This window comes from Bradyrhizobium sp. UFLA05-109 (assembly GCF_054185165.1).
On sequence record NZ_JBBIAR010000077.1, the window covers coordinates 1 to 17,768 of the forward strand.

Below are 17,768 nucleotides of genomic sequence, written 5' to 3' on the forward strand. Positions count from 1 at the left end.
GGCCCACACGATCCGCCGCCTTCTCGACAACAATCCGCGCGATCTCGGCCGCGATGCCATCCTGAAGATGTATCAGGCGGCATTCTGATCACACGCCGCTTTGCTGCCGCGCACAACACTAAGTCCAACGTCTAGTCAGCAGGCGACTTGACAGTCGAAACGCTCCGCGCGCACATTCTTACACTAAGTAAGAATGACGACAGGGACGGAAATGTCGGAGCAGCCGAGAAGTCGGCGGCAGACGCGTGCGGCCATTCTTGGGCATCTGCTCAAGTCGGGCGGCATGTTTCGGCCTCCTCTGGCCAGGGCGGTGCGCCTGTCTGAGGCAAGCCTGTCGCGCATCCTGATTGATCTGAAGGCGGAGGGCCTGATCGCGGAAGTGAGGCGACCTGCGCCTTACATCGGTGGCCCAACCGGTCTGGTGTCGCTCGACACGTCCGTGGCCTTGGCGGCATTCGAGCTGACCACACAGCGGCTGAGTGTCGCGGTCGGGGCGCTTTCGGGTGAGCTGAGCTACGTCGAGCGTCTGCCATTGCCGAAGACGCTGACGGTCGACACCGTCGGCGGGGTCTTCCGCGACGCGCTGCATTTGCTCCAGACCTGGACGCGGCGGCGAGGGGTCGACCTTGCGCAGATCGGAGTTTCGGTTCCCGGACTCGGCCGGCTGAGCGAACTGCACAATCCGATCATTCCCTGCGACATTACCCAGGTTCGCGACATGTTCAGCGAGATGTTTGCGGACGTGCCGGTCGAGTTCACCAACTCGGTCGTGGCGCATGCGATGTTTCATCGCTGCCGCACCGAACATTATCCGCTTGTGGGCGCCCATCTGTTCGTGTTCGTCGGCCAGGGTGTCGCGGGCGCATGGGTGGACGACGCGATCGAGGCCAATGCCTCGCGGCCGGTCGAGCTGGGCCACATGGTGTTCGGCGAGGGCGGTCCGCGATGCCGCTGCGGCCATCATGGCTGCGTCGAAGCCTATGCCTCGCTTCCTGCACTCGCCGAGCTTCTTGGTATTGGCGAAACGGATTTGCTCCAGCTCGGCGACGATTGGGTAAATGCAATCTCGGTTCCGTCCCGTCTGCGCCAGGAGTTGCGGCGCCGCTTGTTCCGGCTCGGCCTTGCGATCGGCAATACGCTGAACGTTAAGCCCTGTCCTGGTGTTGTCATCAGCGGCTGGCCGTCCCTTCTCGCCGAGGACGACCGAAAGGCCGTGGTCGAGGGGATCGATGCCAGCCTGCTCGGCGGACGCAAGCTCGCCGAGGTGTCGCTCGCTTTCGTGCCGCCGTCGAACAGTAACGATCCGAATGCGGCGCTCGCCTTTGCCGCCTGTTGCCTGGCGTGCCGCGGCGGCATGCCGGCCGCATCGACGGAGGCTGCCTGAAATGCCCTGAGGCCTGCGGCTCGCCGCGCCAAAAAGTTCACACCCGGGAGGAACTGCTATGCCGATCACAACAATAACAAGGCGTCATCTGCTCGCTGGATCCGCTGCCGCGCTGGCACTGCCGGCGCTTGCGCGCGCGCAAGGTGCGGTCAAGCCGCGGCTGACCGTCATCTCGCAATGGTCCGCAGGCAGCGATGGCGCGGCCATCACGGCGCTCGGCAAGAAATTCGAGGAGAAGGGCGGAATTTGGCAGCACTCGCCCGTCCCGGGGTTCACCACCGAGATGATGAACAAGCTGCGTGCTCAGATCATCGCCGGCGATCCGCCAGCCTGTTCGCAACTCAAGGGCCCCGAGATTGCGGCTTGGTCGAAGATAGCCCCGACCGTCAATCTCGATGCCCTTGTTGCTGCCGCCGGCTACGAAAAGGTTGTCGCTCCAGATCTTGCACGATTGCATAAGCCGGGGGGCAAGTGGATTTCGCTGCCATTGCAAATCTACAGCACCAACATGTTGTTTCTCTCCAAACGTGCGATGGACAAAGCCAAGGCCGACAAGATCCCCGTCACCTGGGCCGACTTCAACGATCTCGCCGAGAAGATGAAAGCGGGGGGTGTCACATTTCCCATCGCCAACGGCGGCACCCGCCCCGACGACGGGCAGAAATTCGAGGCCTCTTTCGCCGGCATCAGTCCGACTTCATACCGCGCGGCCATCATGAATCTCGACACGAAGGCCCTGCAGGGCCCCGAGATAAAGGCCGCGTTCGCGCAGGTGCGCAAGATCGCCGACTGGATGGATCCCAACGTCGGCGCCCAACCCTTTGCCACCAACCTGAAGCGTTTCGTCGACGGCGACATGGGCATAATGATCCAGGGCGGGTGGGCGCAGGGCGTGTTACGCAACGCCGGTTTCAAGTTCGACGACTTTGTCATCGCCCCGGGCCCCAGTGACAATACCAAGCCGGTGTTCCTGTTGAATGCCGATGCCTTCATATTCTGGCAGCGCAAAGAGGCCGATCTGCAGGCCGGTCAGACATTGATGGCCCAGCTCGTCATGGATCCGGCGATCCAGACAATGTATTCGCAGATCACGGGATCGATACCCGTGCGCACCGATGTCGACCTCTCCGGTGCCGGCTGGTCGGATGGTCAGCGGCGAACGGCAGCCGCGCTCAAGGATGCTGTCGCCAACAATCAGGCCGTCCTGAGCCTCGCGCACAACATGGCGCAGGAAAACGGCCTGACCGCCGCGATGATCGACGTGATCACAGAGTATGTGAAGAACAAGACGATCACGCCGGAGCAGGCGGTCACCCGCCTCGCCGACGCCGTCGAGGGCGCGCGTTGACCGACGTCGTCTCTACAGCAACGCGACCGGGCCGGCCGGCGATTCCCGACGTGGTGCGCCGGCTGCCCGAATATCTGATGATCTGGGTGCCGCTGCTCTTGTCCGCCGCGCATCTCGTGTCGTTTTCGCTGTGGACGATCTGGATTTCGTTCACGCCATCGACGCTTGTTCCGGTCTCGGGCTGGGTGGGCTTGCGCAATTACACGTCGGTCTTGGCGTCACGAAACTGGCAGATCGCCTTCGACAATCTGCTGCTGTTTGGCAGTGCCTTCGTGCTGCTGAGCTTGATGACCGGCCTCGTGCTTGCGATCCTGCTCGATCAGCGCATTCGTGGCGAGAACGTGCTGCGATCCATCTTCCTGTACCCCCTGGCGGTGTCGTTCGTCGTCACCGGCACGGTCTGGAGCTGGCTGCTCAATCCTGGCATCGGGATCGAGAAGCTCGTCCATGACCTTGGCTGGACCTCGTTCCGGTTCGACTGGCTGGTCAACCGCGACATGGCAATCTGGACGATCGTTATCGCTGCGATCTGGCAATCCTCGGGCTTCGCCATGGCGCTCTTCCTTGCCGGCCTTCGTTCCGTCGATGCCGACATCGTCAAGGCGGCGCAGATCGACGGCGCCGGACCGATCCGGATCTACGGGCGCGTCATTTTGCCAACGCTGTGGCCGATCACCATAACCGTGATCGTCGTTCAGCTGCAGTTCGCGATTTCAGCCTTCGACCTCGTCCGCGCGCTCACCAACGGCGGGCCCGGGATCGCGACCCAGCTACCGGCTTTGGTCGTCTACGATCTCATGTTCCAGCGCAGCCAGCTCGGTCGGGGTGCGGCCGCGGCGGTGCTCATGCTGCTGATTCTTCTTGCGGTGCTGTTGCCATATGCAGCGTGGCGTTATTACCAGCGACGGCGGGTGACGCATGCGTGACCGAGCCTTCAAGCCGAGCCGAATTCTGATCTATCTGCTCGTGTCGTTGATCGCGGCTGTCTGGCTCGCGCCACTGGTTGTCGTCGTGCTGAACTCGCTCCGTAGCAACGAGGAGATCGCGCAGGCCTCAATGATCGGCTGGCCGCAACATTGGGCCTGGAGCAACTATTTCAAGGCCTGGAGCGGCTTCTGCGTCGCCGAGACCTGTGCGGGCATCCGGCCCTACATGCTGAACTCTGCGCTGGTCACGATTCCCGCGACTATCTTCTCCACCGTGCTCGGTGCGATCGCTGGCTACGCCGTGTCGCTGTGGCGCTTCCGCGGCGATAACTGGATTTATGGCATCGTGACGCTTGGTCTGTTCCTTCCGCAGCAGATGCGCCTGCTGCCCTGGACCATCGTGCTGCGGGACATCGGTCTCATCAACACGCTGACAGGCCTGGTGCTGATTCACACGATCCAGGGGCTCTCCTTCACCGTGCTGTTCTGCCGAAATTACTATGTCGCCATTCCACATGAGTTAATCAGGGCTGCGCGCATTGATGGCGCCGGGTTCTTTCGCATTTTTTGGCGCATCATTCTGCCGCTCTCGTCCCCCATCTTGATCGTCACCGTGATCTGGCAGTTCACGCACATCTGGAACGAGTTCCTCTATGGCGTGACGTTCACGACCGGCCAACAGCAGCCGGTCACGGCCGCTCTCATCGCGCTATCTGCAGCAATCGCGGATATCCCGCAGCATGGCGTGCAGAGCGCTGCGGTGATCATCGCAGCGCTGCCTACTTTGTTGATCTATCTCTTCGGCGGCAGGTACTTCGTGCGCGGCCTTACCGCCGGGGCCGTGAAATGATGGGATTGTCATGGCAGCACTAAGCATTCGCGCCCTGTCGAAGCGCTACGCCAATCTGGAGGTGCTGAAGGGCATCGATCTTGACATCGAGAGCGGCGAGTTCACCGTGCTGGTCGGGCCGTCGGGCTGCGGCAAGTCCACACTGCTCAACATCGTGGCCGGGCTCGATCGTGCGAGCGCGGGGACGATCGAGATCGGCGGACGCGTCGTCAACGACATCCCGCCCAAGGACCGTGACATCGCGATGGTGTTCCAGTCCTATGCGCTCTACCCGTCGATGACGGTGCGCCAGAACATCACTTTCGGCATGGAGTGCCGCCACGTGCCGAAAGCGGAGCAGGAAAAGGCGCTGGCGAATGTGGCCAAGCTGCTCCAGATCGAGCCGCTGCTCGGCCGCAAGCCGTCGCAACTGTCCGGCGGCCAACGGCAGCGGGTGGCGATGGGCCGCGCGCTGGTGCGCGATCCACTGCTGTTCCTGTTCGACGAGCCGCTGTCCAATCTCGATGCCAAGCTGCGCGTCGAGATGCGGATGGAGATCAAGCGGCTGCATCAGCGCATCGGCGCCACCATCGTCTACGTCACCCACGATCAGATCGAGGCGATGACGATGGCGACGCGGATCGCGGTCATGCACCAGGGCGAGGTGCAGCAGTTCGCCGATCCCGACACAGTCTACCGCTATCCGGCCAATCTGTTCGTGGCGCGCTTCATGGGCTCACCGCCGATGAACACGATGAAGGCACGTCTCGAAGCGGACAATGGCGGGCCAGTGGTCGTGATCGGCGCGGGGCGGCCGGACGAAGCCCGGCTGCGCCTGCAAGGATACGACGCGGCCGCGTCCTTCGTTGGTCGCGACGTCGTGGTCGGTATCAGGCCGGAATGCATCGCCGAGGGAAATCGCGGTTTCAACGGCGCCGGCGCGCCCGTCGTCGTCAACGCGCCGGTCGAGATGGTCGAGCCCACCGGTGCGGAGACCATCGTGTTGCTGCGGCTCGGCGGCGAGTCCGCATTGGCGCGGATCGCGCCCGACATCCGGCCGGTGCCCGGCGAGCGCGCCGCCTTCGCGCTCGACACGCGCCGCATCTGCCTGTTCGACCCCGAGACGGAGCGGCTGATCGCATGACCGAGACGAGTTATCCCAGCCTTGCGGACCAGGTGGTGTTGATTACAGGCGGCGCCAGCGGTATCGGCGCGGCCTTCGTGCGCGCATTCGCGGCCCAACGGGCCCGCGTCGCTTTTCTCGACATCGACACCGATGCCGGCGAAGCCTTGGTGCGGGAGGTGACGGGCGCAGGCGGCGCAGCGCCGCTGTTCGTGCCGTGCGACTTGCTCGACATCGAGGCTCTGCGCGAGGCGATGGCACGGGTCCACGGTACGCTTGGCGATGCCGCGGTGCTGGTGAACAACGCCGCCAACGACCAGCGCCAGGTGCTGTCCGAGGTGACGCCGGCAGAATTCGACTGGACAATCGGCGTCAACTTCAAACACGTCTTCTTCGCCGCGCAAGCGGTCGTGCCGCAGATGCAGGCACGCGGTGGTGGTTCGATCATCAACATGTCGTCAGTGGCCTGGATACGCGGCGCGCCGGCGCTGCCGGTTTACGCCGCGGCCAAGGCGGCGATCGTCGGCTTCACCAACGCGCTTGCCCGGCTGGTCGGCCCCGACCGCATCCGCGTCAATGCGATTGCGCCGGGCATGGTAATCACCGAGCGTCAGCGCCGGCTCTGGTACCCGGACGAGCAAAAGATCGTAGAACTCCGCACGCGACAGGCCATTCCGGACGCCGTGACGCCGGATGACATTGCGCAGATGGCGCTGTTCCTCGCCTCCGACAATAGCCAGCGCATCACACGCCAGTGCTTTCAGGTCGACGGTGGCCTTGGCTAGGAAAGAACACGTCCGGCCACGACTTGCGCGTCATGGTCTAGGTCGTTTCATCGACGGGCGGCGTCAGGTGGGTGTTTGATCCGGATTTCGCCTTCGCCCGCTCGCGCAGGCGCTGGAACGTCACGTAGAGCATCGGCACCATGAAGATCCCGATCGAGCTGGCGGCCAGCATGCCGGCGAACACCGCGGTGCCGACGGCACGGCGGCTGAGCTCGGCGGCACCGCTCGCGATGACGAGCGGCAGGAGACCGAGGATGAACGCAACCGATGTCATCATGACCGCGCGGAAGCGCATGTGCGCTCCCTGGATCGCCGCATCGTGGAGCGCCACGCCCGCCTCGCGCTGCTCCTTTGCGAATTCCACGATCAGGATGCCGTTCTTGGCGGCGAGCGCGATCAGGACCACGAGGCCGATCTGGCCATAGAGATCGAGATTGAGGCCGGCGACCTTGATACCGACATAGGAGCCGAGCACTCCGACGACGACCGACAGGAGCACCGGGATCGGGATCACCGTGCTTTCGTACAGCGCGACCAGGAACAGATAGGCGAACAATACGGCGAGCATCAGCACGATGCCGGTCTGGCCGGCGGCCTGCTGCTCCTGATAGGCGGTGCCGGTCCATTCGAAACTGTAGCCCGCCGGCAGCACGGCGTTGGAGATCTCCGCCATGGTGGCGATCGCGGTGCCGGACGAGATGCCTGGCGCCGGGCTGCCGTTCACCGTCACCGAGCGATAGTTGTTGTAGCGGGTGATCACCTGCGGTCCGGTCACGATCTTGATGCCGGCCAACGACCGTATCGGCACCATCTGGCCGGTGTCGTTGCGCAAATAGATCCGCCAGATGTCGGAGATATCGGCGCGATCGAATGCCTCGCCCTGGACGTTGACCTGCCAGGTGCGGCCGTACAGGTTGAAGTTGTTGACGTAGATGCCGCCGAGCGTCGCCTGCAAGGCGGTGAAGATGTCACTGACGTTGACGCCGAGCGCCTGCGCCTTGCGACGGTCGATGTCGAGGAAGATCGAAGGATTGGTCGCGGTGAAGGTCGAGAAGACTCGAGCCAGCCGCGGATCGGCGTTGGCGGCGCTGATCAATGCGCCGGTGACGCTGGAAATCGCCGCGGGGCTTTGTCCTTCCAGCGCCTCGAGCTGGTATTCGAACCCGCCGGAGGTGGAGAGGCCGATGATCGGCGGCATGTTGAAGGGCAGCACGTTTGCCTGCGGGATCTGCGCGCCGGCTGCGAAGGTTTGCGCGATCAATGCCTGTGCGGAATCGGCCGCGGCCTTGCGATCGGCAAAAGGCTTGAGCCGGGTCACGACCAGCGCGCTGTTCGGCTCGGATGCGCCGTCGAGCAGTGAGAAGCCGATGACGGCGAGGACGTGATCAACCGCCGGCATTTTCTTCAGGATGTCCTCGATCTTTTGGGTGACCTCGCTGGTGCGAGCGACCGACGCGCCGTCGGGGAGTTGCACCGACGTGAAGAAGGCGCCCTGGTCTTCCTCGGGCAGGAATCCCGTCGGCGTGATCCGCGACATGCCGAAAATCCCGGCGGCGAAGATGGCAGCGAACAGGAGGGAGAGTGCGGCCGTGCGCAACAGCCAGCGCACCCCGCTGCTGTAACGGTCTCGCAACCAGTCGATGCCGCCAAGCACGCGCCCGATGATGCCGCGCCTAGGCCCGGTGTGGCGCAGGAACAGCGCGCAGAGCGCGGGCGACAATGTCAGCGCGTTCAATGCGGAGATGATCATGGCCGCGCTGATCGTGACTGCAAACTGGCGAAACAGCGTGCCGGAAATGCCCGGAATGAACGCGATCGGCACGAATACGGAGAGCAGCACCAGCGTGATCGCGATGATCGGCGCCGTGATCTGAGTCATGGCCTTCTTGCTGGCTTCGATGGGGGACAGCGCCGGCTCTTCCTCCATCACACGTTCCACGTTCTCGACCACCACGATGGCGTCATCCACGACGATGCCGATGGCGAGCACCATTGCGAGCAGCGACACCGTGTTGGCCGAATAGCCGGCCATCAGCAGCACGGCGAAAGTGCCGATCAGGCTTACGGGAACGGCCACGGCCGGGATCACGGTGGCGCGGAGATTGCCGAGGAAGAGGTACACCACGATCACGACCAGGACGAAGGCCTCGGCCAGGGTTCGCAGGACTTCGGTGATCGTATCCCATACGAAGCTCGTGGAGTCGTATTGCACGAGGTAGCTGAGCCCGGTCGGGAAGCGCTTGGACAGTCGTTGCATCGTGGCCGCGACCGCCTTCGCCGTCGTCACGGCATTGGCGCCCGGTGCGAGATAGATCGCGATCGGCACGGCAGAGCGGCCATCGATCCGTGCTTCGCTGTCGAGATTTTGCGCGCCCATCTCGACCCGGGCGACGTCCTTCACCAGCAGCGAGGAACCGTCCGGATTGGCGCGCAGCACGATGTTGGCGAATTGATCGGTGGTGGCGAGCCGGCCGAGGGTCTGCACATTGAACTGGAATTGCTGGTCATCGCTGATCGGCCGCGCCCCGATGCGGCCGACCGGTGCCTGGACGCTTTGGGCGCGGATCGCGGCAATGACGTCCGACGGTGTCAGATTGAGGCTGGTCAGCCGCTGCGTATCGAACCAGATCCGCATCGAGTAGTTCATCTTGGCGAACAGGTTGGTCTGGCCGACCCCCGGCGTGCTCGCGAGGGCATCGAGCACGTTGATGATGGCGTAGTTGGTGATGAAGAGCGGATCCTGCTGCCCGTCGGCGCTGTAGAGCACCAGGAATTGCAGGATCGCCGAGGACCGCTTGCGCACGGTCACGCCCTGCTGCTGCACTTCGGTCGGCAGTTGCGACAGCGCGCTCTGGACGCGATTGTTGACGTTGACCGTATTGATATCGGGATTGGTGCCGAGCGCGAAGGAAACGGTCAGCGTATAGGTGCCGTCATTGGCACTGGTCGATTTCATGTAGAGGGCGCGGTCCACGCCGATGACCTGCGCCTCCAGTGGCTGGGCGACGCTGCCTTCGACCACCTCCGCGGACGCGCCGGGGAAGGTGGCGGAGACGGAGACCTGCGGCGGCACGATGTCCGGAAACTGCGCCACCGGAATTTGCATCAGCGCGAGTGCACCGGCGATGGTGATGATGAATGCGATCACCATCGCAAGTCGCGGACGATCGATGAAGATCGCGGACATCATGGCTTGGCGCCTACCGCTTTGCCGGACGTGCCGGTATCGCTTGTGGCGGCGTTCATGCTCGACAGGATCAGCGGGCTTGCCGGACCCGGCGCGACGACCTGGCCGGGGCGGGCCCGCTGCAGGCCCTCGACAATGACCTTGTCGCCGGCGGTGAGCCCGCTGATCACGGCGGCGATGGTCGGCGTCGATTGTCCGAGCTTGATGCGGTGCTGCTCGGCCTTGTTGTCGGCACCGACGGTGAGAACATAATCACCCTGCTGGTCCGAGAGCACGGCGGAGCGGGGGATCGCCAGCACCTCGACGGGCTCGACGCCTTCGAGCACGACGGTGACGAATTCGCCGTCGGTCAGTTCGTGGACGGTCACGCCCGCAGCCGAAGGTGCCCGCAGGATCGGGTTGGCGATCTCGCCGCGCACGGTGACCGTATCGGTGTTTTGCGCGATGGTGTTGTCGACGAAATTCAGCTTGCCGGTCTGGCCATACATGCGGCCGTCGGGGAGCCGCAACCTGATCACCACGGCTTCCAGGCCGCCTTTCGGACCATAGCGCTCGCGCAATTCCAGCCCCTGGCGAAGCGGCACTGGGAAGGTGACGTACATCGGGTCCTGGCTGACGATGGTGGTCAGCACGCCCGAGCTCGGACTGACGACGTTGCCTTCGGTGACTGACGTGCGTCCGATCTTGCCGTCGATCGCTGCGCTGATCACGGTGTAGTCGAGATTGATCCGGGACGCATCGACCTGTGCCTGCGCGGCCTGTACCTGCGCTTCCAGGCTGCGCTGGTTCGCAATGGCGGCGTCGTAGGTCGATTGTTGTCCGGCCGGTCCGCCGAGCAGCGTACGTGCGCGTTCGGTGGTCAATTTGGCGTTTTCGAGCGTCGCCTGGAGCTGCGCCACCTGTGCCTGCTTTGCCTCGAGGTCGGCTTCGAAGGGGCCACGTTCGAGATGATAGAGCTGATCTCCGGTCTTGATTTCTGCGCCTTCGACGAACAGCCGCTTTTCCAGAAACGCGGTGACGCGTGCGACGACGTTGACGCGATTGATCGCTTCGATCCGACCGATGAATTCGCTGGTCTCGGTGATCGGCCGCTTGGCCGCTTCCACGACGCCGACCGCAGGCGGCCCGGCGGGAGCAGGCTGTGTCCAGGCTGTCCCGCCGGCGCTGATCGTCAGGAGGCTTGCCAGCAGCAGTCTGACCGAGGCTTGCGCAAGGTCCATCGTCCGCTCCTTGCCCCGGCCCTGACATCAGTGGCGCAGGCCTCACTCACGCCCGCGGCGCGCGGTTGCTGCGTGCAGGCTCGTCGTAGCCTTTGCGACGGCTCCTAGCGCCACCGCCATCCGCATTGACGACGGCCGCGATGCCACCAGCAGACCCAGCGGCGCCTGCGCCGCGGCGGCGGTGGTGGCGGTCGTCCCCAGCCGGGGCCGGGTCCCCAACCGGGGCCAGTTCCAGGTCCCCAGCCAGGTCCTGGTCCCCACTGCGCTTGCGTCACGAGATCGGACGGCGTCCCCGCCTGCCCGAGATCGGGAGCGATCGGCATGGCTTCCGCGGTCTCGATCAAGCGAACGCCGATGGCGCCGATCGCTGCGGCGGCAACGGCACTCTGGGCAAAGCCGAGGAAAGCACGGCGGGAGGGAGCATTCATCATCTTCTCCTCTTTTGTCACTCAGTTCGCCCCACGGACCGCAGCGCATAGAGCAGCCGCCAGGCAGAACCTGCCACAGGAAGCCGCCCATCCCGTGGTCCAGAAGGCGCGCATGATCTCGAACGCACCGGCCGCAATCGCGATCACGCCGATCAGCTTGACGCTGATGAGTGTTGCGAACACGACGTCACCGAGTGCAAAGAGACCGGCGGCGATCAGCACGATGCCAAGCAGCGCGCAGACGCAGAATGGGGGCGGAGCGAGGCCCTCGATGTCGGTTCGGCTGTCATAGGCTGCCATGCCATTCTCCTCATCGGCAATGGCTCGATCGACACGCCTGAATGCTAGCTTGGAACCCGCAACGCCGACATCCGACGAAACCCTGATCAATGGAGCGGGAATATTCCCATTTGCATGAATGGTGACGCTGCGATCGCTCGAGAGGCGCCAGCGAATTGCTATCGCCGTCCCCTCGGCCCCAGAGTCAGATTGGTGACACCCGCTGCGAGATTGAGGCCGATCGATCGCTCGATGGAGAGCGGCTGCAGCATCACGCTGCGCCGCGAGCCGCCGATCAGGACATTGGCGCCGAGGCCGGGCCCCAGTGCGAGATTGCCGCTCGCGCCAACATAGTTGCCGCGCAGGGTGCCGGGGCCGATGCGCGAGTTCTTGGCGAGCACGGCCCAGGAGAGAGTGCCTGCGCTGGTCACGCCGATATCAAGACCAATGCGCCTGATCCGCCCCTCATAGATGTACTGCCGCGGCGGATTGCTCGCGTGGAACACGCAGCGCAGCGTCTGCGCCGATCCGAGCACCAGCCCTACGCGCGGGTTGCTGAAACACAGGAGCCGGCCGACCCTGAAGGTCTGCGCGCGCGCGGGCAGGGTGAGCGCGCATAGCAGCGCCGATACGCCGATCACTGCAACGATCCGTGTCATTCGCATGTCAGGTCTCCATGTGCGTCTTGGTGTCGGCAGGCGCGGTCCTCGGCCGCCGATCCTGGCGAAGCCAGAAGGTCAGGCCGAGGCCGATGAGGAGCACGGCGCCCAGCAGGAAGAAGAAGAAAGACTGCTTCAGCCAGGATATCGCCGGAACGGCCAAGCCCATCGCAAGGCCGAGGAAGGCGATCTGCAGCGACAGAAGACTGACGCCCGCCAGGAACGTTCCGAGCGCGAGCAACGTCAGCAAAACGAGCCCGGTTGCCGGTGTCGGAAGCAACTGCTGCACGCCCGACACCAGGATGATGTTCATCGTGACCAGGACGGCGACCCAGTGCAGCGCCTGTGTCCAGATCAACCGCAACTTGGCATCCCTAGCTTCGACCTCCCGCCATTTGGTGATGACGCAGACCACGCCGATGGCCAGCGCCAGGAACTCCCAATAACCGACGAGCGGCTGGTGCGAGACATTGGTGTAGCCGACGCCCGCAATCGCCAGCACTAGCGCCACGATATAAGGAAGCTGCTGCCACAGGAAATGGGCCATGCCCGAATGAGCTTCGCCGCTCTCGGCCTGCTGCGTATCCATCTCGCGCTCAGTGTCGTTCATGGGTCACCCACGCGTGATTTGCCGTTGTTGAGCGCCAGTCTGGGGCCATCGCCGAGATAATCCTCGACATAGAACCTGATGATCGCGACCCGGCCGATGGCAACCAGCGGCATCGCCAGCGCAATGCCCATGACGCCGAACAGCGCGCCCAGCAAGACGATCGCGACCAGGGTCCAGGCCGGCGGGATTTCCACGGCCTGGCGCTGGATCAGCGGCCCGATCACATAGCCTTCGACCGACTGGATGATGGTGTAGACGACGACGGCCCAGATCAGCAGCGAGCCGCCAAGAGGCATCGCGACGAGCGCGATCGGAATGGCGGCGACGATCGGCCCGAGATAGGGGATGAAGTTCGACAACCCTGCCTGGAGGCCAAGCACGAATGGGCCGGGCAGCCCGATCAGGTAAAGCGCGACCCAGACGCACAGCGTCATCAGGATGATGCGGATGAGTTGTCCCACGAACCAGAGCCGCATGACGTTGCCCATCTCGTCCATCACCTCGCGCGTCCGTGCCCGATATGACGGCTTCACCAGCATCACCAGGCTTTCGCGATGGCTGGTGGGGTCGAACGCAAAGAGGATTCCGAGGAACAGGATCACAAGCGTAGCGGTCAGCACGCTCGAGGCGCCGCCCAGCACGAACTGGGCGTGGCTGAGAAGCCGGCCTTGATCGGAGAGCAGCCATTGCGCGAAATCCCGACCCCACTCCGGGCCGAGCAGATCGACGCCGTAGGACAACAGATGCTGTTGGAGGATGTCGAGCTGGGTGTCCATCACCTTGAGCAATATTCGCGTCTGCTCCGGCAGCTTGCGCACACCCCAGACGAGGCCAAGTCCCGACAGGGCGGTGAGGAACAGAAGCACGAGCGTCAATCGCCAGACCCGCTTCAGCGGGAGGGCGTGCGCGAGCGCCCGCGCGGCGGCATCCAGCAAGGCCGCAAACAACACGCCCGCGAAAACGACGAGGAGGCTCGAAACGGATTGCCATGCCAGGAACAGTGCGACGCATGCGGCAAGCAGAGTGAGCCCCGTCGTGAGCAGGCTGCGCCGGCCATCGCTGCCGGTGGGGTCGGCTTCGTCGCGCCGCACCACCTCGCGGAGCCTGTCTTGTCCGATCCGTGTGTCGCTCATCGATCGACCAATTCGCGGGATTTCGGCGATCCCTGCGTTGCTCTAGGTGCGAACCCGACGGCTGCCATAGTGTGGATGGACGCCGCCGCGATGACGCCAGTAGCGGTGCTTCGTCGGGTTCGTGTTGGTATTGGGTGCGGTTGTACCGGGTGCGGCTGCGCCTGGCTCTTTCGGCGGGGCCACGCCCTTGGTGTCGGATTGCGCCAGGGATGGGGTCGAAGGTGCAATCGCTGCCGTCAGTCCAAAGATCAGACCGGCGCAGAGGGCCCGGATGTTCATGCTCGCCTCCAATTGACAACCAAACGAATGGGTTCAGATCGAGATCGCTCCGACGGTCAGTGCATAGATGCCGGCGCATGCAGCGACCGTCAGCGCTGCGAATGTGACGGCTTCGAATGGCCTGAAGGTCGTCTCCTTGCGCTCGCGTTTTGCGAGAAAGAATAGCACCGTTCCGGGCGCATACAGGATGGACGACAGCAGCAGAAACTTGGGACCGCCCGCATAGATCATGCCGGCGGCATAGAGCGTCGCGACGGCCGAGCGGATCCAGTCGATGGTGCGGGCGCGCTCGCCTGCATCGTAGGTCTCCCCGAGAGAGGCGAGCTTCAGCCCATATGCCGCGACGAAGAAATAGGGGATCAGGGTCATCGCGCTGGTCATCTTCAGCGCGAGCGTGAAGGCATATTCTGCAAACCAGGTGACGAGCAGAAAGGCCTGGATGACGCAGTTGGTGAGCCAGAGCGCGCCCGCCGGGACCTGGTGCGCGTTCATGCTGCCGAGGAAGGAGGGCATGGTGCGGTTCAGCGCCGCCGAGTGCAGGACTTCAGCTGCGAGCAGCGACCATGACAGGTAGTTTCCGAGGATCGAGATCAGGAGTCCGACGCTGATGAAGATGCTGCCCCAGCGGCCGACCATCGCCTCCATCACGCCGGCCATCGACGGCGTCGGAAGCGCGGCCAGCGCCTCGCGCGGCAGCACGCCGTAGGAAAGGAGCGTCACGAGGACGAGGAGGCTCAAAACGATGAGAAAGCCCATGACGGTCGCAACCCCGATGTCGGAGCGGTCCTTGGCATAACGCGAGTACACGCTTGCCCCCTCGATCCCGACGAAGACGAAGACGGTGAGCAGCATCGTACCGCGGACCTGAATGAAAACGTCCGCAAGAGCTGGCTCGTCCGTTCCCCAGAAGCTTTGTGACAACCGTCCGGCGTCCACGGCGAAGATCGCCACGATGATGAACGTCAGGATCGGGACGATCTTGGCGTAGGTTGCGATTGTGTTGAGGGTGGTCGCTCCCTTGATGCCGCGAAGCACCAGGACATGCACGCCCCACAGGAGCACGGATGCCGCCGCGATCGCCGTCGGCGTCGTGCCGTCACCGAACACAGGAAAGAACTGCCCGAGCGTGGCCTTGATCAGGATGAGACAGGTGACGTCGGCAAGACAGCAACCGATCCAATAGCCGGCGGCGCAGGCAAAGCCGATGTAATCGCCGAATCCGGCCCTGGCGTAAGCGTAGATGCCTGCGTCGAGCTCCGGCTTGCGGCGTGCGAGCGCCTGGAACACCAGTGCCAGCATCAGCATGCCGGTACCGGCAATGATCCAAGCGATGATCGCCCCAAGCACGCCCGTGGCACGACCGAAGGATGCGGACAATGCGAAGATGCCCGAACCCACCATCGACCCGACCACGAGCGCGGTGAGCGCGCTTCGAGAGAGCGTCTGAGCGGCCTCGTGCGACGAAGGAGCCATGACGGGAATCGCCTCCCGATCGGAGATGAGCCTGATACGACAGACCGCGGGGTTCGCGGGATGGCGTCGACCCTTGAGGCCTGCAACCTTAGAGGCGGCTTTCCCGTCCGCACATCAGGGATTCTCTGTAGAGGGTGATGGCCGTAAATCGGCATCGCCGGGAGCTCGCGGACAGCGGCTCAGCCTTCAGCGACCGTGCATCGCTCGGAACTCGACAGTTAACCGGATACCGCAGCGCACGCCACAAACACGAAGCTTTCGCGAAAAAACTCTCCGGTCTTGGCGAGCTCGGCTGCAATCCGCCTGGCGTGCTCCAGCGCCGCATCCTGGTCGGCGTGCACGCATCCAATCCAGTCGGGGAAGACGCCATATCTGTCGACGATATGAAAGAAGTAGCGCATGCTGCTGAACTAGGCCGGCGCGTGGACGGCTGCCAGTGACAAACCCGTAAGGCACATCCGCCAAAGGAATGACGGGCGGCCCGGCGGATTTCGCTTCCGTAAGGTTGAGGCGGCCTTCCCCGAACTAGGGGAATCTTGCCCCGGTTCCTCGGGTGATCAGCCGATGTCCGGGAGCTGCGCACTGGAATAGCCTGATCTCATCCCGCCGACGCGCGAGAGGAGGAAAGCGATGTCGAACTATGATCAGAACCTGGCCGCCTCAGGTCAGGCCGGCGGCAGCGCGATTGCGATTGACGCCGGACTGCGCGACTACATGTTGCGGATCTACAATCACATGGCCGCTGGCGTGGCCGTGACCGCGGTTGCGGCGTGGCTGACCTATCAGCTGGTTGATCCCAGCTGGCTGCAAAGTCCGGTGATGTGGGTCTTCATCCTGGCGCCACTCGCGCTGGTATTCTTCCTGGGATCGCGCATCAATACGCTGGCGGTCTCGACGGCGAGGACGCTGTTTTTCGTCTATGCCGCCCTGGTCGGCATATCGCTCTCGATCCTGCTCCATATCTACACGAGCGCTTCGATCACACGCGTGTTCTTCATCACGGCTGCGACCTTTGGCGCACTCAGCCTGTTCGGGTATACGACGAGGCGCGACCTGTCGGGCGTCGGCACCTTCCTGTTCATGGGCCTGATCGGCATCATCATCGCAAGCCTGGTGAACCTCTTCCTGAGGTCGTCCGGGCTCGACTGGCTGATCTCGATCATCGGTGTCGGTGTCTTTGCAGGCCTCACCGCCTATGACACGCAACGCATCAAGGCGATGTACGACAGCGCGGACGATGAGACCTCGGCAGGCCGGAAGTCCGTTCTTGCCGCGCTGTCGCTCTATCTCAACTTCATCAACCTGTTCATGATGCTGCTGCGCCTCGCCGGCAGCCGACGCTGAGCAGCGGAAGGCGGCCTCAGGCCGCCGGTCGCTCTGCCGCGCTGGCGAGTGCGTCACGCAGCATCTTTTCCTTGCTCTCGTCCAGGGATGTCTTCAGCACGACGCCGCCGGCATCCTTGATCTCCTTGAGCACCTTGTCCGCCGTCATGTGCTTGATCAGGACGAACAAGGCCGCGTTGCCAGTGTGGAGGTTGCCGGACAGCTCCTTCATGAAGGTATCGTCGATGCCGAAATCGGACAGTGCGCCGCCCAGCGCGCCGGACGCCGCCCCGACCGCAACGCCGAGGATCGGATTCAGGAACAGCACGCCGATCAGGAGTCCCCAAAAGCTTCCCGTCATCGCTCCCACGGCCGTCGTGTTGACGAGCTGGTTGAGCTTGATTCCGCCGGTATCGGTTTTGACCGCGATTACGGCGTCGCTGATGGTGATGAGGTATTCTTTCTGCAATTTGAGCAGCCGCTGACGCACTTCCTCGGCTTTTGCCTCGGTCGGGTACACGATCGCGACGAGATCGGACATCGAAACCTCCTTGAGCTCTGTCGGCTGGGCGGGATGCTGCTGATGGTGCGCTCCGGCACCACGGTAGTCCGCGGCCGCTGCGCGCGGCATCGGAGAAAACCCTGGGCACAAGGGATGAATGTTCTGATGCGCGAAGGGGCGCGCGCGAGGCGATCGGCCGGGCCCCTGGCGAGGAGGGAAATCCTGATCCTCGACTAGGAGTACCTTCAACCATTGGCAAACTGGGCAAGTTCCCGGCCGT

18 protein-coding genes are annotated in these 17,768 nt (G+C 63.8%); 7 read left to right on the forward strand and 11 right to left on the reverse strand.

Going from position 1 to position 17,768, the window contains the following annotated elements; all coding sequences use genetic code 11:
- Positions 1–211: 211 nt before the first annotated feature.
- The 6 genes from Q3C01_RS37490 (at position 212) to Q3C01_RS37515 (ending at position 6,395) form a co-directional block, all read left to right on the forward strand.
- On the forward strand, positions 212–1,384 hold the full coding sequence (locus Q3C01_RS37490; protein WP_458150328.1) for an ROK family transcriptional regulator: 1,173 nt from the start codon (positions 212–214) through the stop codon (positions 1,382–1,384).
- A gap of 58 nt (positions 1,385–1,442) precedes the next feature.
- Positions 1,443–2,732 (forward strand): ABC transporter substrate-binding protein, encoded by a 1,290-nt coding sequence (locus Q3C01_RS37495; RefSeq protein ID WP_458150329.1) that lies wholly within the window; start codon positions 1,443–1,445, stop codon positions 2,730–2,732.
- A 77-nt stretch (positions 2,733–2,809) separates the two neighbouring features.
- Positions 2,810–3,658 (forward strand): carbohydrate ABC transporter permease, encoded by an 849-nt coding sequence (locus Q3C01_RS37500; protein WP_458150363.1) that lies wholly within the window; start codon positions 2,810–2,812, stop codon positions 3,656–3,658.
- Positions 3,651–4,508 carry a carbohydrate ABC transporter permease gene (locus tag Q3C01_RS37505; protein ID WP_458150330.1) on the forward strand — a complete coding sequence of 286 codons (858 nt, stop codon included), beginning with the start codon at positions 3,651–3,653 and terminating at the stop codon, positions 4,506–4,508. Before Q3C01_RS37500 ends, Q3C01_RS37505 begins: the two co-directional genes overlap by 8 nt.
- Positions 4,509–4,518: 10 nt before the next feature.
- The gene (locus Q3C01_RS37510; protein ID WP_458150331.1) at positions 4,519–5,631 is read left to right on the forward strand and encodes an ABC transporter ATP-binding protein; all 1,113 of its coding nucleotides are present in this window, start codon (positions 4,519–4,521) and stop codon (positions 5,629–5,631) included.
- A complete protein-coding gene (locus Q3C01_RS37515) occupies positions 5,628–6,395 on the forward strand; it encodes an SDR family NAD(P)-dependent oxidoreductase (protein ID WP_458150332.1) in 768 nt (255 codons plus the stop codon). Before Q3C01_RS37510 ends, Q3C01_RS37515 begins: the two co-directional genes overlap by 4 nt.
- A gap of 37 nt (positions 6,396–6,432) precedes the next feature.
- Here Q3C01_RS37515 and Q3C01_RS37520 read toward each other — a convergent pair whose 3' ends face one another.
- From Q3C01_RS37520 to Q3C01_RS37565, 10 genes are all read right to left on the reverse strand, one after another.
- The gene (locus Q3C01_RS37520; protein ID WP_458150333.1) at positions 6,433–9,585 is read right to left on the reverse strand and encodes an efflux RND transporter permease subunit; all 3,153 of its coding nucleotides are present in this window, start codon (positions 9,583–9,585) and stop codon (positions 6,433–6,435) included.
- Positions 9,582–10,802 (reverse strand): efflux RND transporter periplasmic adaptor subunit, encoded by a 1,221-nt coding sequence (locus tag Q3C01_RS37525; protein ID WP_458150334.1) that lies wholly within the window; start codon positions 10,800–10,802, stop codon positions 9,582–9,584. Before Q3C01_RS37525 ends, Q3C01_RS37520 begins: the two co-directional genes overlap by 4 nt.
- A gap of 104 nt (positions 10,803–10,906) precedes the next feature.
- Positions 10,907–11,230: a twin-arginine translocation signal domain-containing protein gene (locus tag Q3C01_RS37530; protein ID WP_458150335.1), complete on the reverse strand. Its 324-nt coding sequence runs from the start codon at positions 11,228–11,230 to the stop codon at positions 10,907–10,909.
- Positions 11,231–11,251: 21 nt separating this feature from the next.
- Positions 11,252–11,530: a DUF308 domain-containing protein gene (locus tag Q3C01_RS37535; RefSeq protein WP_458150336.1), complete on the reverse strand. Its 279-nt coding sequence runs from the start codon at positions 11,528–11,530 to the stop codon at positions 11,252–11,254.
- Between the two features lie 158 nt (positions 11,531–11,688).
- Positions 11,689–12,174, reverse strand: a complete 486-nt coding sequence (locus tag Q3C01_RS37540) for a DUF992 domain-containing protein (RefSeq protein WP_458150337.1) — start codon at positions 12,172–12,174, stop codon at positions 11,689–11,691.
- A 1-nt stretch (position 12,175) separates the two neighbouring features.
- Positions 12,176–12,778: a hypothetical protein gene (locus tag Q3C01_RS37545; RefSeq protein WP_458150338.1), complete on the reverse strand. Its 603-nt coding sequence runs from the start codon at positions 12,776–12,778 to the stop codon at positions 12,176–12,178.
- Entirely contained in the window at positions 12,775–13,911 is a 1,137-nt protein-coding gene (locus Q3C01_RS37550; protein WP_458150339.1) for an AI-2E family transporter, read from the reverse strand. Before Q3C01_RS37550 ends, Q3C01_RS37545 begins: the two co-directional genes overlap by 4 nt.
- A gap of 42 nt (positions 13,912–13,953) precedes the next feature.
- On the reverse strand, positions 13,954–14,190 hold the full coding sequence (locus Q3C01_RS37555; protein WP_458150340.1) for a hypothetical protein: 237 nt from the start codon (positions 14,188–14,190) through the stop codon (positions 13,954–13,956).
- A gap of 33 nt (positions 14,191–14,223) precedes the next feature.
- Positions 14,224–15,663, reverse strand: a complete 1,440-nt coding sequence (locus tag Q3C01_RS37560) for a basic amino acid/polyamine antiporter (RefSeq protein ID WP_458150341.1) — start codon at positions 15,661–15,663, stop codon at positions 14,224–14,226.
- A gap of 218 nt (positions 15,664–15,881) precedes the next feature.
- Complete coding sequence (locus Q3C01_RS37565; protein ID WP_458150342.1) at positions 15,882–16,064, reverse strand: DUF6894 family protein; 183 nt, start codon at positions 16,062–16,064, stop codon at positions 15,882–15,884.
- Positions 16,065–16,293: 229 nt separating this feature from the next.
- Here Q3C01_RS37565 and Q3C01_RS37570 point away from each other — a divergent pair, with 229 nt between their 5' ends.
- A complete protein-coding gene (locus Q3C01_RS37570; protein ID WP_458150343.1) occupies positions 16,294–17,007 on the forward strand; it encodes a Bax inhibitor-1/YccA family protein in 714 nt (237 codons plus the stop codon).
- A 16-nt stretch (positions 17,008–17,023) separates the two neighbouring features.
- Here Q3C01_RS37570 and Q3C01_RS37575 read toward each other — a convergent pair whose 3' ends face one another.
- A complete protein-coding gene (locus tag Q3C01_RS37575) occupies positions 17,024–17,527 on the reverse strand; it encodes a DUF1269 domain-containing protein (RefSeq protein WP_458150344.1) in 504 nt (167 codons plus the stop codon).
- Positions 17,528–17,768: the final 241 nt, after the last annotated feature.